This window comes from Rickettsia massiliae MTU5 (assembly GCF_000016625.1).
GTDB lineage: Bacteria > Pseudomonadota > Alphaproteobacteria > Rickettsiales > Rickettsiaceae > Rickettsia > Rickettsia rickettsii.
Map to the genome: position 1 here is coordinate 931969 of NC_009900.1, position 20528 is coordinate 952496.

The following is a 20528-nucleotide window of genomic DNA, read 5'->3' on the forward strand; positions in this document are numbered from 1 at the left end:
AATCCAGTAATTAAACGGTGCATACACAGTAAGTTTTTAAAATTAAAAGCTCGATGTATCGCGCTTTTTTCTGGATTTCTGCTTTCGCAGGAATGACATATTAGTCATGCAACAAAGCCTTCTCTTATAAATCTAATTTTAACCCTGCTCTAACTATAGCTGAGGATTTTAAAGGCATACCTTCTATAAATCCCGCTGTTTTGTAACCGTCTGAGCCAACTATCTTAAATGTTTCATTTAAGCTAAGCTCAAAATTAATGGCTCCAAGTCCACCTTGCTTACAACTTTCTTTTAAAGGGGTAGCAGTTAGGCTGATTCCAAAATGTCGCTTCTAAACCTAAACCGATAAATTCAACTTTGACTAAGTTATTAGCTTTAACTCCGACACCGTAAGACTTAAATTTTTGATTTTTGCCGTAATTAATATTAACTTGAATATATCTTGTTATCAACAACAAAATGGTTAACTAAACCACGCTCTAAACCGTATGGAGCAAGTATCTATCGCTCTAGTAGCCGGTAAATATTTAACCGGTCCTAATTCAATCATCGGAATATCATTTAAGTTAGTATTCATTATAAATGAATATCCTGAATAGAATAAAAACGGATCAAATAAATCTAAATAAGCATATGAACGAATTTTATTTTTAGTAATATAATTTTTACCGTCCGCTTTTATCTTTGCCATCAAACTTAGTACTAAAAATATAACTTGCTTGATCTAGTCTTGTCCATAAATAACCTATACCGTAAGTAGGATTAATTTTGTTACTTGCCATGTATCTATCTTTAATATTTTCAGATAACAAATAACTTGCTTGTATTCCCCCTGTATCTATAGCAATTTGCTTATGAACTTGCAAAAAATTAAAATCTTTAGTTTTAAAATATGTTGTACCCTCAAAAGGATCTACTTCATATTTTGTTACTTTTAAATCAAATTCTTTGCTCTTGCTCCATGACCTCCTATTTCATGATTACCTACCATAATCCAAGATGTAGCAGTAAATCTTGTAATATAACTTAAGATCTTCATCATAAGTCACTACATAACTATAATTTTTTTTAGAATTTTCTTGAATTGTTATATCGTCATCAAGATTTGATGCAGTTACTAATACTGTTGATGAATACAAAAAACAAGCAGCAATGGTTAAATTTAATCTCTTGTAAAGTATTTTTTTAATATACCAAACTTGTGTATGTCCTTGACTTCTTTTGAAAATCCTCCTCATTTCTTAAATAATGAATAAAATCTATCCTTCGGCTGAAGCTGCTCTTGAAGGACTTCTTTATGACGGCATGACTATAATGTCGGGCGGATTCGGTCTATGTGGTATATTTAATAAATGCACTTCTTAAAAAGCAATGTTCAAAATTTAACAGTTATAAACAATAATTGCGGTGTTGACAATTTCGGACTTGGGCTTCTTCTTCAAACTAAACAAATAAAAAAAATGATTTCTTCGTATGTCGGAGAAAATAAGATTTTTGAGCAACAATATCTTGATAAGATTTTAGAGCTTGAGCTAAACCCACAAGGAACTTTAGCTGAACGAACTAGGGCTGCTTGTATGGGAATTCCGGCTTTTTATACTAAAACAGGTATAGGTACAATTGTAGAGGAAGGTAAAGCAACAAAGGAGTTTAACGGCAAACAATATATAATGGAAACTGCCCTTCAAGCTGACCTTGCTATTATTAAAGGCTTTAAAGCCGATAAAAGCGGCAACGTGATTTACAATAAAACTGCACGAAATTTTAATGCAGTCATGGCAGGTGCCGCTAAAGTTACAGTTTGTGAAGTAGAGGAAATAGTTGAGGTGGGAGAGCTTGACCCTAACAATATTCACACACCTAATATTTTCATACAGCGATTAATAGTAGGTGAAAAATATGAGAAACGTATTGAGCAATTAACTATCCGGAAAAAAATAAGATATGCCTTGGAGCAAAGAAGAAATTTATCAAATAACCGCAGAGGAACTTAAAGACGGGTTATATGTCAATCTTGGTATAGGTATGCCTACGCAATGTAGCAAATTATATACCTCAAGGAGTGAATGTAATATTTCAAAGCGAGAACGGTATGTTTGGTATGGGACCATTTCCTTACGCAGGAGAGGAAGATCCTGATTTAATTAACGCCAGTAAGCAAACTATTACTGCTATTCCTGAAAGCAGCTATTTCGACAGTAGCTTTTCATTTGGGATGATTAGAGGTTCGCATGTCGATTTAACTATTTTAGGTGCTATGCAAGTCTCACAAACAGGCGATCTTGCCAACTGGACTATTCCGGGTAAAATGGTTAAAGGTATGGGAGGAGCTATGGATTTGGTCGCTAACACCAAAAGAGTAGTTATTATAATGGAACATAACGCAAAAGATAGCGGTGCTAAATTATTAAAAGAATGCAGCTTTCCGTTAACAGGTAAAAAAGTAGTTAACAGAGTAATTACCGATCTTGGAATTTTTGATATTGATAAAGATGAAATGATATTAGTTAGACAAGCTGACTATGTTACTATTGAAGAAATAAAGTCTAAAACTGAAGCCGAGTTTATAGTTAATTTATAATATGGAGAATAAAATAGTTAAAGTAGCTATCGTATATTATAGTGGATACGGTCTCATACTGCAAAAGTAGCTGAAGCACTAAATAAGAGCGTAAAAGAAGCAGGAGCAAATGTTTCTATTATACAAATAAATAAAGATAAACCTGATAATCTCGATTGGGATTTATTAGATAATGCAGATGCCATCATTTTTGGAGTCCCAACCTATATGGGTAGTTTAGCCGGATCGTTTAAAATATTTATGGAAGCTACCTCAACTAGATGGGCACAACAAAAATGGCAAGATAAAATAGCTGCAACTTTTCTGCTTCTTATTCAGGTGATAAGTTATGCAGTATTCAGCAGCTATTTCACTTCGCTATGCAGCATTGTATGATTTGGGTCGGGCAAGCTAAAGCTGCTCCGAATTTTTCCGATCATGAGATGCCTGATCCCGATAAAATTAACCGCTTAGGTAGCTGGTCAGGACGTATGACTCAATCTAACCACAAATCTTCTCCTGATATTACTCCTACTCAAGGCGATTTAAAAACTGCTAATTTCTTGGGTAAAAGAATAGTTGAAATAACTAAGAAGTTTAAAGGGTAGATTTATATGGTGTTTTATGTCATTCCCGCGGAAGCGGGAATCCAAAAAATTAATACTGCTATAAAATTACCATTAATTGATAAAATAAACCTAAAAAAACAAGTTTTTTATAGGCTTTACTGGCTTCCCGCTTCCGCGGGAATGACATTTATTATCTAACAAATGATGGTTTTTGTGAGTGCCTATTATTTAGAATTTTTTGAGCATGCGTAGTCATTTTAGCATCTCGTTCTCCTTTAGTTTTTAGACTTTTTGATTTATTCCTATTAACACTAACATCACTCCAGTTACCACTATCGCTTTCACTGCCACTACTGCTACTACTATCACTCATCTCAATAGCAACTCTTCGTGCTAAAATTGATGCAACTCCATTAGGTTTGTTAATATTCTGAGCAGGCTTACTATGAGAATGTGCAACCGGTTTTCCTGTATTAGGATCAAATTCAACTTTTTTTAGTTTGTGTTCACCTCTTATGGACTGCAGCAATAAATCTCTAGAATCTTGTGCCTTAACATCCGTTTTTTCAACTTTTCTTAGTTTTTTTGGCCCTACTATTTCTCTCATTAAATCAGAAGTATCTATAGAAGGACGTAGTTGATTTTCCGGTTTTTTAACCGTAGTAGCTTCTACAGGCTTAGATAATGTCTCAGTCTGAGCCGAAACCGGAGCCATAGTAGGCATAGGCGGGGGTGGCGGCGGCGGGGGTGGAATGTTATTTTCCGGTAAAGGAGGCGGTGGCGGCGGTGGTGATGGAATGTTATTTTGTGATAAAGGAGGCGGCGGTGTTATATTATTTTCCAAAGGTTTAGCTAGGGACGAATTTGCTAATATTGGTTCTTTTTTTGAAGCCATGTGATTTGTAAGGTTACTTGCTATCTTTTGTAACTCCTCATTGTCAGGTAATTTTGCAATTATATCATTAATATTTCTTTCTTTATTTTCAATTAATTCCTCAAATTTATGCTTCGTTTTATATAATTGTTCATCAATCTTTCTAATTGTTCTAGTATTACTCTCTTTGTTTTTTGCTAAAACCTGCTCACTATTATTTACAAAAACATTTTTAACATTTTGCCAAATATTATTTAATTTTTCAAAAAATGTATAAGGTACTTCTTCCCTAATTTCAGCAACCTGTTTTTGTATTTCTTTAAGTTCTTTGATATTAGAATTTTCGGATATTAAATTTTGGATATTTTGTTTTGTAGCATTTAAAGAATTATATTGTTTCTCTAGTTCTTCAGCATTAATGAATTGTAAGGGATTTGTCATATGTAGAGCTGAGAATCTTTCAGATTTACTCTTATAACTAAAAAATACTTCCGATACTCTTGCTCTTTGATCTTTAGATAAATCTTTCTTTGTTAAATCTTTAAAAATTTTTTCGATTTCTGCTTGTAATGCTTGCTTTAAAGGTGCAGATTTTTCCGCTATACTATATATCTTATTATCAATATCTTTTAATATTTTATTATTATACTTTATTGCTTCATTTGTTAACTGTTCTTCACTTTTTATAAAAATATACTTTACATTAGAAACTGTTTTTACCAATCTTTTAAACCAAGGCAGCGATCTATTATGTTCTTTTTCTAGTTCTTTAGTTTCATTTTGTATTTCGATTAAACCTTGCAACTGTTTATTTTGTTCGCATAATTCATTTACTTGGCTTAATATAGTATTTAAAGCATTATTTTCTTGTGCTAATAATTTATTTATATCTATTTCTTTAGCCACGCCATACACCTACTATAAATTAATGTCAGCATTGTAGTAAATTTCTTGTACAAAAGCAAAGAGAAAGTTAATTTATGTTAATGTATTTTTGATAAATAAAAGATAGATAAACGAATATAGTTAACGTAATTTTAAGGATGATAAGCCTATAAGAGCAAATATAACTGAAATAATCCAAAATCTTATTACGACTTTTGATTCTGCCCAGCCGTGTTTTTCAAAATGATGATGGAGCGGTGCCATTTTAAATATTCTTTTTCCTTTAGTAGCTTTGAAGTAATATACCTGTAAAATTACGGATGCCGTTTCAATCACAAACAAGCCGCCGACTATAGCTAAAACTATTTCATGCTTAGTAATAACGCTAATAATACCAAGCACACCGCCAAGACTTAGACTACCGGTATCGCCCATAAAAACTTCTGCAGGTTGTGCATTAAACCATAAAAATCCAAGGCAGCTACCGACTAATCCTGCACATAACACCGTTAACTCTCCGGTATTCGGTATATAGGTTAGCTGTAAGTAGTTCGAGTAAATTAGATTTCCTACTAAATAACTTATTAAAGCAAAAGAACCGGCAGTAAAGGCAATAGGGACGGTAGCAAGACCATCAAGCCCATCCGTTAGATTCACGGCATTAGAAGAGCCGACTATAACAAATATAGCAAAAACTATATAAAAATAACCAAGATCCAAACTTAAATTTTTAAAAAACGGTACGTTAAGTAAATGACTTGGACTTTTATCTAGATATTCTAGTAAAACACATATAATGAAGCTAATAATTCCTTGAAGTAAAAGCTTACTTTTTCCTCTTACTCCGTAATGATTATTTTTAGTTACCTTAGCATAATCATCCATAAATCCTATAATACCGAAACTAATAAAACCAAATAACGTAATCCAAGTATATTTATTAGTTAAATCAGCAAGTAATAAAGTAGAAAGACAACTAGACAAAATAATCATAATGCCCCCCATTGTCGGAGTACCTACTTTTGTTTGATGCGATTCAGGTCCGTCTGAGCGTATAGGCTGACCGTTTTTTTGAAGAGATCGCAGAAATTTTATTAATATCGGACCCGTGATAAAGCTAAGGCTTAGAGTTATAATAATAGCAAGACCGCTACGAAAAGTAATATAGTGAAATAAATTAGCTATATGTGAATTATGGATATGAGGAAGTAAAAGATTGTATAACATTTGTAGATTTAAATTTAAAAGTATATTTTGATGTTATTCATTGTGCATGGATACCACATCATCATTGCAAGCAGTCGTAGACTGGTAGACTGCGCGCGGCCATCTCGTCAAACATCCTGAGATTGCTTCGGCAATTACTTTGTAATTTTCCTCGCAATGACGGACAACCAAACCACACAATATTAAGAATATCCTAGTGTATTTATTTATAATAATCAACAATCTTATCAAGTTTTACGCCTCTTGACCCTTTTATTAGAATAAGCTCATTACCTTCAAATAAATCCGTAATATGCATAATTAATTCATCAACATTTTTAAAGTATTTTTTAGCTATTTTGGAAGGTAGTAAATCATCAATATATTTAGTATTTACTCCTACTAAATAGACCTTAGAACAAGCGGCATCTAATATGTACTGCACTAGTTTCTCATGTAATCGTTTAGAATTTTCCCCTAGCTCTAGCATATCGCCTATTATAGCAGTTTTATTCTCGGCAGGTACTTGTTTTAAATATTCTAATGCAGCTTTCATTGACTGCGGACTTGCGTTATAGTAATCACAAATTACACGACAATTTTGTATATTGATCATTTCCCCTCTTCCTTTAGTAGGAGAAATATTTGCTAAGTGATTTGCAGCTATCTCTATATCTTTACCTAATATATCGATAATTAAAAGTACACCGGTATAATTTTCGGTAAAATGCCGAGGAATAAACGGTATCGTTACATCTAAGACTTTATTATTTATCTTATACTTTAAGTAGACTTGCTCTCCTAGGTTCTCATATAAAATTAATTCTGCTGAAGTTTTAGATGATCTACCGAAGCTATGTATATCGGTGATAGAAAGGTTTTTTAATATCGATAATATTTTGTTATAGCAATTAGTATCGGCATTAATAACGGCAATATCATTTTTGCTAAAATTTGCAAAAATCTCACATTTAGCTTCAGCTATCTCTTCAAGCGAGTTAAAAAATTCTAAATGAGCCTCCGAAATATTAGTAATCATGGCAATATTCGGCTTTAATATTTGAACCAGCTCTCTTATTTCACCTTTATGGTTCATGCCAAGCTCAAAAATAGCATATTCCGTATCATCAGCCATTGAAGCAAGATTAATAAGCATACCGAGTTTGTTATTGAAGTTACCTCGGCTAGCAAAAACTAGAAAATCATGTTGTAATGATACTTTTAGTGCTTCTTTGGTAGAAGTTTTACCGACGCTGCCTGTTATAGCTATAAATTTAGCTTTTGAATTCTCTCGTTTATATAAAGCTATTTTTTGTAGAGCTTCAAAACAATCATCGACTAAGATAATTTTATATTTATCATTGATCTCTACTCGCTTACTAATAATTACGGCTGCTGCTCCTTTATCTATTGCATCTAGAACATAATCGTGACCATCTCTATTACCTTGAAGTGCTATAAATAAATCACCTTTTTTAACGTCTTTGGAATTAAATTGCACTTCATTACAATTTATAGAATTAGAGATTGTTATACCGAGAGCAGCACTTAAAGTTTTAGAGTTCCAGATCATATGTTTTTGTTATTTTTGTTGTATGGCTTGTTTATGTCATTCCCGCGTAGGCGGGAAGCCAGTAAACATATAAAAAGCTTGCTTTTTATATGTTTATTTTATCAAATATGTAACTTCTGTATTAATATTGAAGTTATTTTTCTGGATCCCCGCTTCCGCGGGGATGACATCAAGGTTTTTTTTAAAACTGTCCGGTATATGGGTCAAGCCACGGGATGACAAACTTTTACACACTTCCTCACAACCTCAGCATCATCAAAAGGTAATTTCTTATCGCCTATAATTTGGTAATTTTCATGACCTTTGCCGGCAACTAACAAGGTATCATCTTGTTTTAAATTATTTATACCGTATTTAATAGCCTCTTCTCTATTTGCTATTTCTGTATAATCTGCTTTCTCTATACCGCTTATGATTTCAGCTCTAATAAGCTTTGGGTCTTCATTGCGTGGATTATCATCTGTAATTATGATGGTATCGGCATGTTTTGCGGCTATTTGCCCCATAAGACTTCTCTTTGCCTTATCACGATTACCGCCGCAGCCAAAAACTACGCTTAGTTTACTACCACGTAATTTAATATTTTTCAGTTCCGTTAAAGCTTTTGCAAGAGCGTCCGGAGTGTGGGCATAATCAACGAAGATATGAGTGTTATCTATTCTCTCCATTCTGCCTTTTACTGCTTTAACTTCTACTAAAGAATCTATAACATCATCAAAAGCAAAACCAGTATAATGAATGCTAAGAACAGCAATTAATAAATTACTAGCCTGAAAGCTACCAATTATCGGGGTATTAAAATTATATTCTCTATTATTAAATGTAAAATTAATATTTTGTCCTTTTAAAGAACCGTTAATTCTAGTGATTTCTAAATCACCTTTTTTCCCAACGGTTATAAATTTAATATTATGATTATGTAGATAATCTTTAACAAACTCTATTTCTTCTATATCAGAATTTAATATTGCGATGCCGTTCGGTAATAAATGATTTATAAATAATTTCAGTTTGGCTAATAAATAATTTTCTTTTGTATGGTGGTAATCTAGATGATCCTGACTAAAGCTAGTAAAACATGCAATATTTACTTTTATTTCCCTAAGTCTTGCTTGATCAAGACCATGACTAGAAGCTTCAAAAACTAAATATTCTATACCATTTTCAGCTAAATTATGAGCAATTTTTCTAAAGCTTAAATAGTCTAAAGTTGTTAATTCCGGTACATCATTTATAAGATTATCGCAGCCAAATATTTCTACCCCTATCGTACCTATAGATGCTGCTTTTTTCCCAAGTAATGAATATGTTTGAGCTATATAGGATACTACCGAGCTTTTACCGTTAGTACCGGTTACGGCTATTAGATTCTTTGGTGTTTTAGGATAGAATATTTCTATGGCTTCATATAAAGCTGCCTGCACATCTTTTACGTAAATTACTTTATCTATAACAATATTTTTTTTATTGTCCGTAATTACTAATACTGCACCTTTGCTTAAAGCATCCTTAATAAAATCATTTCCATCAGTATTCCGTCCTTTAATCGTAAAAAAGACGTCTTTATCCTTAACGGTTTTAGAATTAATCGACAAACCTTTTACGTTATGTTGTTGAAATAATTGCTTTAGGTTATGGGACATATTTATTATGTTCAAAACGTGTTACCGTCATTGCGAGGAAATTGCATAGCAATTGACGAAGCAATCTCAGGAGTTTGTTATTATTTCATGCGATTGCCATGCAGCCTACGGCTGCTCGCAATGACGGAGCAGGAATGACATCGAGTCTACACCTCCGATAAATTCCAAAGTAGTTGATTTACCTCAACAATTATATTTTTATCTACTAATTTCTTGATATATACTAATTTATTATCTGGTTTGATTTTTGCCTGATTAGAGTAAGTACTAACGAATTTTAAAATTTTATCAGTCATATCGGCATTTTTATAAAATTTAATCACAAATCCGTTATCTCCTGAATCTAGATTTGCAATATTTAACTTAAAGCATAATAGTTTTATTTTTACAATATCAAGTAAATTATTAAATTCAATCGGTAGTAAACCGAATCTATCAATCATCTCATCTTTAAATGTCTCTACTTCTATCTCATTACGTAAATTACCTATTCTTCTATATAGTCCAAGTTTAAGAGCTGCATCGGCTACATAATTATCTGGAATAAAGACGGATAATCCCAAATTAATAGTCGGGATAAAGGGTTGTTCTGAAACAATCGGTGCATCTTTAAAAATAGCTATTTGTTCTTCCAGCATTTCTTGATAGAGTTCTGTACCTACTTCTTTAATTTGTCCTGATTGTTCTTCACCTATCAAATTACCGAAACCTCGTAAATCCATATCATGGCTTGCAATAGTAAAACCTGAGCCCAAAGCACAACTATTTTGTATTATCTCTAAGCGTCTTAAGGAGTGCGATGTCATCTTTTTATGACTTGCTACCGTTAGATAGGCATAACCCCGCATTTTACCTCGACCTATTCGACCACGCAATTGATATAGCTGACTAAGACCCAGCATATCAGCCTTATGTATGATCATGGTATTTGCCTCGGCTATATCAATTCCTGATTCTATAATAGTAGTTGAGACTAGTATATCGAATTTACCGGCATAAAACTCGCTCATAACCTCATCAATTTTACTCGGAGTCATTTTTCCGTGAGCTATTTTATAGCTTAATTCCGGCACAATTTGTTTTAATTGTTTTTCGATATCCTCTATATCTTTAATTCTTGGAACTACATAAAAGCTTCTTCCGCCTCTAAAATGTTCGCGTAATAATGCATCTCTGATAATAACGGGATCAAACGGCATAACCGAGGTACGCACTTCCAGCCTGTTGAGAGGCGGCGTTGCAATAATGCTAAGTTCTTTTAAACCGGTCATTGACATTTGCAGCGTTCGAGGAATCGGTGTTGCCGACATTGCAAGTACATGGGAAGAGGATTTTAGCGATTTAAGCAATTCTTTTTGACCGACGCCGAAATGTTGTTCTTCATCGATTATTAACAATTTCAAATTAAAGAATTTTATATTTTTATGTAATAAAGAATGAGTGCCTATTATTATATTTATTTTACCGCTTTCAAGCTCCGATCTTATAATTTTTGCTTCTTTAGAACTAATAACTCTAGATAATTGCTTGATATTTAAACCAAAACCTTTGAACCGTTCTATGAATCTTGAAAAATGTTGACTACATAAAATAGTTGTCGGTACAACTACGGCTACTTGAGGTAAATGTTCATTTAGAGATTTTGCTACCATAAAGACGGCACGCATTGCTACCTCTGTTTTACCAAACCCGACATCACCGCATATTAACCTATCCATTAACATACCGTTTCTTAGATCTTCTTTAATATCGTTTATAGCGGTTAATTGGTCTTCCGTTTCGCTGAAAGGAAAATTAGCACAAAATTTATCATATTCTTCAAGGTCAAATTCAACGGAAGCACTACTATTAAGTTTCCTTTTAGCTGCTATTTGTATTAAATGCAGCGCTATCTCTTTTATACGATTTTTAAGCTTTGCCTTACTTCTTTGCCATGAAACGCTACCAAGCTTATCAAGCTCCGCATTATCATTGCCGTATTTTTTTATTACCTCTATACTTTCAACTGGTATATATAATTTATCATTGCCGGCATATAAAATCTTCAAAAAATCATGTTGTGGTTTGCCTTTGATTTCTAAAGCTTCTAGCTTTAAAAACTGCCCTATTCCATGATCTTTGTGCACAACAAATTCGCCTTCAGCTAAATTATCAAGCTCCAGCAAGATATTTTTAAGTTTTTTGTTAGTGTTTGTAGAGCTAGGTTTTTCTTCTAATAATTCGCTAGCGGTAATAAATAAATATTCTTTCGTATAAAAGCTTTGATTTAAAGGAATTATCCCGACATTTATTATTGAAGCCTTAGCCTCATCTAATTTATTTATCTCATTATATTTATATTCATAATTTTGAATTATGCTTTTGATTCGCTCACAACTACTTAAAACGCTTGAGCCTATAATAATTTTCTTATGAGAATTTGCTTTAATAACCTCAAATAATTTATCGAAAACCGTTTTCTTTTCTATAAAACTTGTAGCAGATATATTTTCAATTAAGCTAGCTTGCTCTGAGTTTTCAAAAGTAAGTAGTATATTATTTTTTCGTTCTAGTAATTCCGTTATTTCAGAAGCGGTAAAATATAAGCTAGTCGGTGAAAGGGTGGGATAGAAACTATTAAATTTAAGTTTATTTGCCTCTGACCTTGCCGAATAAAAATCGTTATAACTATGTTCAAATTCTAAAATGGCTTGTTTTGACAAATTATCGAATATGAAAATAGGATCGTTTAAATAATCTATTAAGTTAGAGCAGGAATCGTAAAATAACGGGAGTAATTGTTCATATCCTGTGAATTTTCTTCCAGATATTACCGCCTCATATAAAGGATTATCAGTATGATTAACTCCAAAATTTCGTAAGTAATTATTCTTAAAATTACCTATAGTTTCACTATTTAAAACTATCTCATTTGCAGGACTAATAATAAGCTCCCTGCAGGATTTAGTCGAAATTTGCGTATCAATATCAAATTCTTTTATTGATTCAATATAACCCCAGCTAAAATGAATTCTATACGCTTTAGGACCGGGCAATATTATATCAATGATTTCGCCTCTAACCGCAAATTCCCCAGCATCGATGCTACTCGCATTTCTTGTAAAACTATTTTCTACTAGAAACATAGCAAGCTCATCCGTAGTAAATTTCATTTTAGGGGATAATTTCAAAAAATATTTAGAAAAAAAATCTTTCGGCGGTAATTTGTTTAATAAGTTCGCTGTATGAGTGATGAGTAATTTGCTATTACTATTATTTGTTGTTAGCTTGGTTAATGTTTCTGCACGTGTAGATAAGATATTTGCATTTGGTGACGTATGGTCATAAGGGATGGTATCATAGCTTGGAAAGTAATAAATATTTTCATTAGAAGAAAAAAATAAAGCTTGCTTGTATAATTGCAACGCCTCCTCTTCATTACTCGCACTCAAAATGAAATCTTGCTTAAGATTCTTAGTAAAATTATCAATTGCAAAGAAAGATTTGGCAGCCGCCGGAAATTTTTGTTGTAACATTCTACAGGAGTTTATATTTTTGCTATTTTGCGTAATTTATCAATTATTTCGGCATCTAGATAAGAAGGAGCAGAAGATTTATTATTAATCCAATTATAAAGATCATTATCATTTTGATCAAGTATTAAAGAATAGCTTCCAAGTTTTTTTTCATCCATTAAGGATAGGTACTTTTCGGCAAAGCTACCGAGTATATAATCCATTTCTCTGCAACCGCGATTTTTACTACGGTAGAAAAGTTTCTTTTGTAAAGAATTTTTATTTAATTTATTCATCTATAACATCTTGCAAAATTTTTTTATAATAATATTATTAACATTATCAGATACCAAGATCATTTTAAAATGCTTTATAATAATTCAGCACTCTAATAAATCCATTCTACATGGGTAAAATTCTATTAACTTTTATTATCAATAACAGCAAAAAAGCGTAAATATGTCGGTTCAAAATATCTGTTCTACAAAAGCGTATGATATGCTAATTTCAAATGATAATGCTTTTCTTGTAGATGTTAGAACTAGAGAAGAGTGGCAGCAAGTGGGGATACCTCATTTAGATAATAAAAATAAGGTGATCTTTCTAAGTTGGCAATTGAATAAAGATTTTGAAGATAATTTTTTATCTATCGTTAACGATACAATTCATGCAATAATATTTTTTCTGTGCCGTTCAGGATATAGGTCATTTATCGCAGCAAATTTTATAACTAATATGGGTTATCAAAATTGTTATAATATTAGTGACGGCTTTGAAGGAAATAATCAAGATAAAGGCTGGAAACAAAATAACTTACCGTGGCAGTTTTAAGTGAGTACTAATCAAATAATTTTAACGGATCAAGGTGATAATTATGTAAATGTCTGGAGTCACGTGGCTCAAGATCTTTACAATCATTACGGTGAAACTCTATATAATAGCTGGTTTAGTAAAGTCAATTTTATAGAGTCTTCATTAAATACCGTTATTCTTTGTGCCCCTACTAACTTTGTTAGAGATTGGATAAAATCCAAGTACTCTATGGTCATATTGCAACTATTTCAACATTATAATAATACCATTAAGTCAATTGAAATAATTACTAAAGAGTTACCTGGAATAACCCAAACAGTTATAGCATTACCTACTAAGACTTTTGCCGATATCGGCAGCAGTGAGCTTAATGCGGAAAATATCTTTTCAACCCTTGACGTACGTTTTACTTTCGATAATTTTGTGGTTGGAGCCCCAAATGAGCTAGCTTATGCAGCAGCAAGAGCGGTTGCGGAATCATCAGGTGCGGTTTCTGAGTCTAATCCGCTTTTTCTATATGGCGGCGTAGGACTTGGTAAAACTCATTTAATGCATGCAATCGGTTGGTACATCAAGCAGAATAACCCAAGTCGCAAAGTGATATACATGTCGGCAGAAAAATTTATGTATCAGTTTGTTAAAGCTCTGCGTAACAAAGAAGTAATCTCGTTTAAAGAGAAATTTCGTTCGGTTGACGTGTTAATGATTGATGATATTCAATTTATTTGCGGTAAAGATAGTACGCAGGAAGAATTTTTCCATACTTTTAATACATTGATTGATAATAACCGTCAAATGGTTATTTCTTGTGATAGATCGCCTTCAGATTTAGATAATATTGAAGATCGGATAAAATCTCGTCTTGGATGGGGCTTAGTTGCCGACGTTCATAGTACTACTTATGAGTTACGACTCGGTATTCTAGAATCTAAGATTGAGCAGATGAACGTTAAAATACCAAAAGACGTAATTGATTTTTTAGCATCTAAAATCGTTTCAAACGTTAGAGAACTTGAAGGAGCTTTAAATAAGGTGATTGCTCATTCTAATTTTACTTTAAAAGAAATTACACTCGAAAACACACAAAATATTTTGCGGGATTTACTGCGTTCTAATGAAAGAATAATTACCGTTGAAGATATTCAGAAAAAGGTAGCTAGCCGTTATAATATTAAGTTATCCGATATGTCTTCATCACGGAGATTACGAGAAGTTGCAAGACCGCGTCAAATAGCCATGTATCTTAGTAAAGCATTAACGCCGAAAAGTCTTGCAGATATCGGTAAAAAATTCGGTAAAAAAGACCACACGACGGTTATGCATGCTATTAAGAAAGTAGAAGAATTACTGGAAAACGATATAGAATTACGCGAAGAGATTAATTTGCTAATGAAAATATTGCAGAACTAAATGTCATACCGTGGTCAAGCTGACTTTGTTGCATGGTCCGCAAAACCGACTCGATGTCATTCCCGCGAAAGCGGGAATCCAGGATAAAGCAAAATAAATCGAGCTTTTAATTGTACAAACTTATTGTGTATAACCTTTAAATTACTGGATTCCCGCTTTCGTGGGAATGACATAAACAGCCATACAATAAAGCCAAAACATCGCAGGAATGACATAGATATATCTATCAAATGCTCTCAAAAACCGATTCAGTAAAAGAAATTTTTTCACGATTCTCCGGAAAATACCGAATTAACAGAATTATAGATAATTATGGTTACGGTGAGGGGGTAGCATATTTCTTACTTAAAAGTTTAAATGAATTAATCTATAAAGAGGCATTACAAATTCACTATCACGACTACGATTATCAAATCTACGCTAATCAAGAATATAGATATATTTTTCAGAATAGTAATATTAACAAAATATTTTATTGCTCCTGAAAAGAGCTTATTTTATCAATTAAAATTTGTTGATGCAGACAGGGTATACTCAAATGATTTGGAGAATTGGGATGTAAAACGAGGAGGCGAGTACGCACAGCCTATACTTAATAGGTGAGCATGCGAGTCCTCCGAAGTTTTGCAAAAACAATTCTCCAAATCATTTGAGTATACCAGCTACAGGCAGTCATCTATGTGGTCAATATAATGCTACCTATTTATTTTTAAATCCTGATTCATTTACTCTTAGCTACCAAGTTCTAGGACCTCAAAAAGACCATAATATTTACTGTTTTTAATCGTATATAGTATTAGTATGTTCTCCAATTAGTTTAAAATATTTTTTCATACTATTGTCTATATCAGTTGTTTCCAAAGTTTGATTATTATCATCATCATTTGCATCATATATATCTTTTCTTTTAGAAAAGGAAAGTTTTCATCTCTTTTGAGACGAGGTAGGAGAAATAGTTTGATTAAATTTGTGGGTAATATCTTGTAATACATTCTTAGCATATTCAGGTGCATCAATATCATACCATTCTTTTATTTTAGCACATAAAATTTGTAGAATTTCAGGTAGGATTTTTTTAATTTCTTTCTTGAGAGATGCTTGTTTTTGAGCTAAAAACCCTGCAATATTTTTTAAGCTTTCAGTAAATTCCAAGTAGGTTATTTCAATTAAATCCTTTAAATCTTGAGAAAAATCCTTTTTTTCAAGCAATTTAGTTTTTGTAAGCTTTAAATTGCGTTCTCCTATATTGTTTACTTTAAGAATTAAAGCAGTTAAATTTTGGTCTAATGAATTTATAGGACAATTCTTTAATTTATGAACTTTTTCTAAAAAAGATTTTATATCATTGCTTTTTACATTATCCATATTTTTGTAAAATTACATTGAAGCTAATGGTAACACATATTTATAGTTTTTCAGTATACCTCTTGTTTGAGCAACGGCATGCTCAGCAGACATAAGGAAAAACTCCTTATATGATAAAAATATACTAATAAGTTCTAAAAACATAGGAGTCGTAAATAAGGTTGCATTATTTCTATGCGTTGCAAGCATAAATAACAAATGTGTTAACTTTTCCGCAAAGTAATTTAGTGTTCGCGGTAATTCTTCTATATTTTGTGTCGATGCTTTAGCATGCACAACTTCAAATATACGTTTTATAATAGCATGTTTATATTCATGTTCTTGCTCAAATTAGTAGAATATTCAAAAAATCTATCAGCTAAATTATGTAATACTAAACCTAGTTTAAGTTTAAAATCTTCAGAGTTATATATATAATTAATATCTAGTATATTTTTAAGTAAAAAATTAAGGTACTGAGGTAAAGTATAATTTTCTTTTAACTCTTCATCAGAGGAACTATCAAAGTTTTCGTATTTTAGCATTATTATTTATAGTAGAATTAGTGTTAAATTATTTAGAAAAAAATATCCCTATAAGGGGGGTTAAAGTATCTAGTATCTTCGTAAGGGCGCTGAAATCAGCTCTATATGATAAATCATTTGTAGTACATAATTCTTTAATATCTAAAGTTTGTCCAGTATTTCCCTCAAAACAATACATAAATGCCAAAGCTTTCATAATTTTCTTATCTTTAACAAATTTAAATAATCGTTCTTTTCCATTAGTTATATAATATTAGCTATATACTAAAATATTAATCATTAATCAAGTTTTCTTTACTAATAGTTACAATTTATTTTATAAGTTAAATTTTCAGTTTATACAGATAAATTTATTGACAAAAGTTAATTTTGATTGTATTTTTCTCTCTTCAAGTATTTTTGAAAGGTGGTTATGGTAGATATAAACAATAATAAGATTAGCTTAGCACTATTTGAAGGCGGTGGGGTAAAAGGAAATATCCATTTAGAAAAATTAAAAATAATGGAGCAAATAACCGGTAAGCCTACTTGTGAGATATTCGATTTTACTGGAGGGACCAGTGTTGGAGGACTTATTCCTATTTTGCTTAATTTACCGGATCCTAATAATCCCGGAAAACCTTTATTCAGTGCAGAGCAAGCTCAAGAACTGTTTGAAGAAATGGCACACGATATTTTTCCGGTAGGATTAACTTTTAGAAAATTTTGGAGTTTTAATGGCTTATTCAGCCATAAATTTTCTCCTGAACCATTAGTAAAATTATTGAAAGCATATTGTAAGGATTATACCCTCAAGGATTTAATCGGTGATGTTGTAGTTACAGGTTATGATCTAAATAATAAACAAAATCCTCTTATGACCTTCTCTACTCTAGAGGCTAGACAAAGTGACGAGAATGATTATTACCTTTCAGATATAATACAAGGCATCACTGCAGCACCTGGATATTTCCCCAGCCACAATTTCAGTAATATAACCAATACTAAATTACATAAAATTATTGATGGTGGAGTATATGCTAATAACCCAACCTTACAAACATGGCAATTATTAAAAGCAAATAACTATCACATAGACAACGCTTTGTATTTATCATTAAAAGAAGAAAATAATGATGATTACCAAACTGTTTGTTGCGGCGGAGGAATAATAGAACTATTAAAAAATAATATGCCCGGTAAAATATTAGCAGCAACACAACAAGCTGATGAAATAACCGCTCAAAGCATTTTTGGTGATAAATTAATAGAAATAGCTACTAATATTCCGGCAAAACATGCTGAGATGAGTAATTCTAGTACTGAAAATCTGCAAGCACTAAAAGAATTTGCTAAAAAATCTATATATGAAAGCTCCACCTTTAGAGATGCACCTTATAATGAAAAGTTTAAAGAAGCTATTGATAAAATAATAAATAATTATAATGCAAATAACCCTAACGATCAAATTGTTATGAATGATTTTTATAAAGAGTTATTCCATATTAATACTTCTAATAACGCACTTGATAAAAGTTTTGAAAAGGAAGAGGATACAAACAACGAGGATGCAGTTAATACACCGATAGCTCAAGCTCTAGATTCTGAAGATATAGAACCTGGAAAAGAAGAATTATTAGCAGGTATCAAGGAGTTTCTTAATCCATTCATCGAAAAAAATCCAGAAGCAAAAGCAGATATAGAGAATTTTTTACACGAAATAAAAAATTTGACATTAGCAGAAATTAAAAACGGTATTGTTAGTTTTAAAGAAGCTAGCTTAAAATGGCAAGCCGAGCAGAATAACCTTGATGTATTTAGTAGCTGTAGTATGGCAGCCTTAAAAGAGGATATGACTCTTGAGGGTGAAGAGCATACAGATGATGTACTAGGTTATCTCTAACTTTCTTAATGTCATTCCCGCGGAGACGGGAATCCCCAGTCAAAAAAGTATAAATATGCTAGACTTTTAAAACTAAACGCTCAATTTATCCCTCTTTACCCTGGATTCCTGTTTTCGCAGGAATGACATCGAATGCTTTCTTCGAGCCATACAACACAACGCCACAGCTGCTCACAATGACGACACCTGTTTTTAGTTAGGAATATTTGACTTTTTCTTATATAAAATCCAAATACAGTAAAACGAAGCAAAATTGCTTATCGTTCCGTGTATTTTAGAAACCAAATAAGTTACAGCAGCAATAACTACGTAGTATATTGCACCAAATATAGATCCTACTGTACCTGTTACTTTAGCATAACCCTCCAGTGCATAACGAAGCGTCATAGGGATAAGTAGATTATGCCCAACCATATGAATCATCATCGGTGCAAATATCATAGCGATTGCAAGATTATGACTCGTTGACATAACTTCTAATATAAAAGCATTTACCGCAAATAATATACAACCGCACAAACTAAAAATAAATCCTAAACCCATAACTTTTTTATCGTGTACATGGCGTTTTTATTAAATACCCTCTCCGAAAAAGTCTCCAAAGATAGCGGCAAAAGATAACAAAAACGCTAATTTACCGTAAAAAGATGGCGAAACTTTCATTTTATCAATAAAAATAAAAGGAGCTTCTATGAAAAAACCGTAATATATGCCGTTAAACGCACCGATGATAAAAGCATATAACCAAAGAATTTTATCTTTAATAATTACCTGCAAAACCTCAAAATATTTACTGCTTTGGGAAAAAAATCTATATAAGAATTTATTGCAGGTAAAACTTTATAATATAAAGCTAATAATATATAGTACCGGTAAGGCTAAAAAATACAAAAACATAATGCCAGCTTGAGTATTCTATAATATAGCCCCCTATAGATGAACCTAGAGAAGGGATAAATAACAGCCACGGGAGATATAAGCTAGCATAGACATATGATAACTCTGAGCCTTGATAGGAGTCTCTAGCCATAGCCTGTCCAATAACAGAACCTACACTTACACCGAAAGCTTGCACAAAACGAGCTATCATCAGCATTTCTATATTAACTGCAAAAATGCTAATAATTGAAGATACAACATAAATAAAAAGCCCTAATAAAGCTATAGGTTCCGTAAATATCCGATAATCTGCCGAGTGATAATATACCAAGAGCAAACCCTAGAAAATATAATGTAGACTTAATTTGAGTGATACCACCGTCAATGCCGAAATATTTGGTTAAACTCGGTAATCCTGAAGTATAAATTGTTTCCGTAGTCGGTGATAAAATAGATAAGCATAGAAGCATCCATGCCGGAATCTTCGTAATAATTTTCACAAATGATTTTTTTATTTCCATCGAATTTTATCGATTAATCCGCTCCAAACAAATTTTTTCCGTTATCATTTTTAATCTTTCTACTCTCTCAATCAAGTAAAGTAACTGCTCTCTGCTAATTCTATAATTTTTATCATATCTTGCATCAACGTAAGTTTTTTCTAGTAATTCAAAACATTCTTTTTGTTCGGGAGACGATTGCGGAAATACTTTAAGTAGTTCAACATTATAATTTGCACAATATCCACCTAGCTTTCTTATATCGTGTAACTTTGGTTTTTGTAACGGGAAAAAACTAATAAAATGCTACTGTAAACACTTACAGTGGCTTGATGCAGCTCAAAAGCACTG

At 32.2% G+C, this 20528-nt stretch carries 20 protein-coding genes and 4 pseudogenes; 9 read left to right on the top strand and 15 right to left on the bottom strand.

What is annotated here, in order from left to right; genetic code table 11:
- Positions 1 to 278: 278 nt before the first annotated feature.
- The 3 genes from RMA_RS11100 to RMA_RS11110 are packed head-to-tail and all read right to left on the bottom strand — an operon-like array spanning position 279 to position 866.
- The gene (locus RMA_RS11100; RefSeq protein WP_238375412.1) at positions 279 to 452 is read right to left on the bottom strand and encodes a hypothetical protein; all 174 of its coding nucleotides are present in this window, start codon (positions 450 to 452) and stop codon (positions 279 to 281) included.
- A gap of 11 nt (positions 453 to 463) precedes the next feature.
- The gene (locus RMA_RS11105; RefSeq protein WP_231288595.1) at positions 464 to 691 is read right to left on the bottom strand and encodes a hypothetical protein; all 228 of its coding nucleotides are present in this window, start codon (positions 689 to 691) and stop codon (positions 464 to 466) included.
- On the bottom strand, positions 666 to 866 hold the full coding sequence (locus RMA_RS11110) for a hypothetical protein (protein WP_238375413.1): 201 nt from the start codon (positions 864 to 866) through the stop codon (positions 666 to 668). The genes RMA_RS11105 and RMA_RS11110 overlap by 26 nt, the downstream gene beginning before the upstream one ends.
- Positions 867 to 1248: 382 nt before the next feature.
- Here RMA_RS11110 and RMA_RS05065 point away from each other — a divergent pair.
- From RMA_RS05065 to RMA_RS11120, 4 genes and pseudogenes are all read left to right on the top strand, one after another.
- Positions 1249 to 1994: pseudogene (locus tag RMA_RS05065) on the top strand (CoA transferase subunit A).
- A pseudogene (locus tag RMA_RS05070) lies at positions 1945 to 2581 on the top strand (3-oxoacid CoA-transferase subunit B). The pseudogenes RMA_RS05065 and RMA_RS05070 overlap by 50 nt, the downstream one beginning before the upstream one ends.
- Positions 2582 to 2626: 45 nt before the next feature.
- Positions 2627 to 2956 (top strand): flavodoxin family protein, encoded by a 330-nt coding sequence (locus RMA_RS11115; RefSeq protein ID WP_081427897.1) that lies wholly within the window; start codon positions 2627 to 2629, stop codon positions 2954 to 2956.
- Positions 2953 to 3168 carry a hypothetical protein gene (locus tag RMA_RS11120; protein ID WP_041404790.1) on the top strand — a complete coding sequence of 72 codons (216 nt, stop codon included), beginning with the start codon at positions 2953 to 2955 and terminating at the stop codon, positions 3166 to 3168. The genes RMA_RS11115 and RMA_RS11120 overlap by 4 nt, the downstream gene beginning before the upstream one ends.
- 151 nt (positions 3169 to 3319) lie before the next feature.
- Here the strand turns inward: RMA_RS11120 and rickA are convergent, their stop codons facing one another.
- The 6 genes from rickA to RMA_RS05110 all read right to left on the bottom strand — a co-directional run bounded on the left by rickA (position 3320) and on the right by RMA_RS05110 (position 13100).
- Positions 3320 to 4909, bottom strand: coding sequence for an Arp2/3 complex-activating protein RickA (gene rickA / locus RMA_RS05085; protein ID WP_041404791.1), 1590 nt, complete (start codon positions 4907 to 4909; stop codon positions 3320 to 3322).
- A gap of 120 nt (positions 4910 to 5029) precedes the next feature.
- Positions 5030 to 6115 (bottom strand): phospho-N-acetylmuramoyl-pentapeptide-transferase, encoded by a 1086-nt coding sequence (gene mraY, locus RMA_RS05090; RefSeq protein ID WP_014365610.1) that lies wholly within the window; start codon positions 6113 to 6115, stop codon positions 5030 to 5032.
- A gap of 202 nt (positions 6116 to 6317) precedes the next feature.
- Positions 6318 to 7667 carry a UDP-N-acetylmuramoyl-tripeptide--D-alanyl-D-alanine ligase gene (locus tag RMA_RS05095; protein ID WP_012152986.1) on the bottom strand — a complete coding sequence of 450 codons (1350 nt, stop codon included), beginning with the start codon at positions 7665 to 7667 and terminating at the stop codon, positions 6318 to 6320.
- A gap of 203 nt (positions 7668 to 7870) precedes the next feature.
- Positions 7871 to 9310 carry a UDP-N-acetylmuramoyl-L-alanyl-D-glutamate--2,6-diaminopimelate ligase gene (locus RMA_RS05100; protein WP_041404792.1) on the bottom strand — a complete coding sequence of 480 codons (1440 nt, stop codon included), beginning with the start codon at positions 9308 to 9310 and terminating at the stop codon, positions 7871 to 7873.
- 146 nt (positions 9311 to 9456) lie between these two features.
- The gene (mfd, locus tag RMA_RS05105) at positions 9457 to 12825 is read right to left on the bottom strand and encodes a transcription-repair coupling factor (protein WP_041404793.1); all 3369 of its coding nucleotides are present in this window, start codon (positions 12823 to 12825) and stop codon (positions 9457 to 9459) included.
- A gap of 11 nt (positions 12826 to 12836) precedes the next feature.
- Positions 12837 to 13100, bottom strand: a complete 264-nt coding sequence (locus RMA_RS05110; RefSeq protein WP_008580148.1) for a succinate dehydrogenase assembly factor 2 — start codon at positions 13098 to 13100, stop codon at positions 12837 to 12839.
- Between the two features lie 163 nt (positions 13101 to 13263).
- On the opposite strand from RMA_RS05110, the gene RMA_RS05115 reads away from it, so the two are divergent.
- From RMA_RS05115 to RMA_RS11125, 4 genes are all read left to right on the top strand, one after another.
- Positions 13264 to 13635, top strand: coding sequence for a rhodanese-like domain-containing protein (locus RMA_RS05115; protein WP_012152989.1), 372 nt, complete (start codon positions 13264 to 13266; stop codon positions 13633 to 13635).
- Positions 13636 to 15027 (top strand): chromosomal replication initiator protein DnaA, encoded by a 1392-nt coding sequence (gene dnaA, locus RMA_RS05120; RefSeq protein WP_012152990.1) that lies wholly within the window; start codon positions 13636 to 13638, stop codon positions 15025 to 15027. It begins immediately after the preceding gene.
- A 230-nt stretch (positions 15028 to 15257) separates the two neighbouring features.
- On the top strand, positions 15258 to 15512 hold the full coding sequence (locus tag RMA_RS09945) for a hypothetical protein (RefSeq protein WP_238375414.1): 255 nt from the start codon (positions 15258 to 15260) through the stop codon (positions 15510 to 15512).
- Positions 15513 to 15676: 164 nt separating this feature from the next.
- On the top strand, positions 15677 to 15811 hold the full coding sequence (locus tag RMA_RS11125; protein WP_238375415.1) for a DUF6314 family protein: 135 nt from the start codon (positions 15677 to 15679) through the stop codon (positions 15809 to 15811).
- Between the two features lie 140 nt (positions 15812 to 15951).
- Here the strand turns inward: RMA_RS11125 and RMA_RS07650 are convergent, their stop codons facing one another.
- The 4 genes and pseudogenes from RMA_RS07650 to RMA_RS11130 all read right to left on the bottom strand — a co-directional run.
- Positions 15952 to 16392, bottom strand: coding sequence for a hypothetical protein (locus RMA_RS07650; protein WP_049749370.1), 441 nt, complete (start codon positions 16390 to 16392; stop codon positions 15952 to 15954).
- A 12-nt stretch (positions 16393 to 16404) separates the two neighbouring features.
- The gene (locus tag RMA_RS05135) at positions 16405 to 16668 is read right to left on the bottom strand and encodes a hypothetical protein (RefSeq protein ID WP_049749371.1); all 264 of its coding nucleotides are present in this window, start codon (positions 16666 to 16668) and stop codon (positions 16405 to 16407) included.
- Between the two features lie 17 nt (positions 16669 to 16685).
- A complete protein-coding gene (locus tag RMA_RS05140; protein WP_041404794.1) occupies positions 16686 to 16916 on the bottom strand; it encodes a hypothetical protein in 231 nt (76 codons plus the stop codon).
- Between the two features lie 28 nt (positions 16917 to 16944).
- Positions 16945 to 17163 (bottom strand): annotated as a pseudogene (locus tag RMA_RS11130) (hypothetical protein); the annotation flags it as partial.
- A 165-nt stretch (positions 17164 to 17328) separates the two neighbouring features.
- Here RMA_RS11130 and RMA_RS05150 point away from each other — a divergent pair.
- Positions 17329 to 18798 (top strand): patatin-like phospholipase family protein, encoded by a 1470-nt coding sequence (locus RMA_RS05150; RefSeq protein WP_041404795.1) that lies wholly within the window; start codon positions 17329 to 17331, stop codon positions 18796 to 18798.
- A 192-nt stretch (positions 18799 to 18990) separates the two neighbouring features.
- On the opposite strand, the pseudogene RMA_RS05155 reads toward RMA_RS05150, so the two are convergent.
- Both RMA_RS05155 and RMA_RS11135 read right to left on the bottom strand, forming a co-directional pair.
- A pseudogene (locus RMA_RS05155) lies at positions 18991 to 20177 on the bottom strand (Bcr/CflA family efflux MFS transporter).
- Positions 20178 to 20204: 27 nt separating this feature from the next.
- Positions 20205 to 20477: a HEPN domain-containing protein gene (locus RMA_RS11135; protein WP_337998658.1), complete on the bottom strand. Its 273-nt coding sequence runs from the start codon at positions 20475 to 20477 to the stop codon at positions 20205 to 20207.
- Positions 20478 to 20528: the final 51 nt, after the last annotated feature.

What these genes read in the sequence shown, in the direction of transcription:
- RMA_RS09945 (WP_238375414.1), top strand. Translation starts at nt 15,258, where the DNA reads ATGCTCTCAAAAACCGATTCAGTAAAAGAAATTTTTTCACGATTCTCC.
- RMA_RS05110 (WP_008580148.1), bottom strand. Translation starts at nt 13,100, where the DNA reads ATGAATAAATTAAATAAAAATTCTTTACAAAAGAAACTTTTCTACCGT.
- RMA_RS05095 (WP_012152986.1), bottom strand. Translation starts at nt 7,667, where the DNA reads ATGATCTGGAACTCTAAAACTTTAAGTGCTGCTCTCGGTATAACAATC.
- RMA_RS05150 (WP_041404795.1), top strand. Translation starts at nt 17,329, where the DNA reads ATGGTAGATATAAACAATAATAAGATTAGCTTAGCACTATTTGAAGGC.
- RMA_RS05140 (WP_041404794.1), bottom strand. Translation starts at nt 16,916, where the DNA reads ATGCTAAAATACGAAAACTTTGATAGTTCCTCTGATGAAGAGTTAAAA.
- RMA_RS07650 (WP_049749370.1), bottom strand. Translation starts at nt 16,392, where the DNA reads ATGGATAATGTAAAAAGCAATGATATAAAATCTTTTTTAGAAAAAGTT.
- RMA_RS05100 (WP_041404792.1), bottom strand. Translation starts at nt 9,310, where the DNA reads ATGTCCCATAACCTAAAGCAATTATTTCAACAACATAACGTAAAAGGT.
- RMA_RS11105 (WP_231288595.1), bottom strand. Translation starts at nt 691, where the DNA reads ATGGCAAAGATAAAAGCGGACGGTAAAAATTATATTACTAAAAATAAA.
- mfd (WP_041404793.1), bottom strand. Translation starts at nt 12,825, where the DNA reads ATGTTACAACAAAAATTTCCGGCGGCTGCCAAATCTTTCTTTGCAATT.
- mraY (WP_014365610.1), bottom strand. Translation starts at nt 6,115, where the DNA reads ATGTTATACAATCTTTTACTTCCTCATATCCATAATTCACATATAGCT.
- RMA_RS11120 (WP_041404790.1), top strand. Translation starts at nt 2,953, where the DNA reads ATGATTTGGGTCGGGCAAGCTAAAGCTGCTCCGAATTTTTCCGATCAT.
- RMA_RS05115 (WP_012152989.1), top strand. Translation starts at nt 13,264, where the DNA reads ATGTCGGTTCAAAATATCTGTTCTACAAAAGCGTATGATATGCTAATT.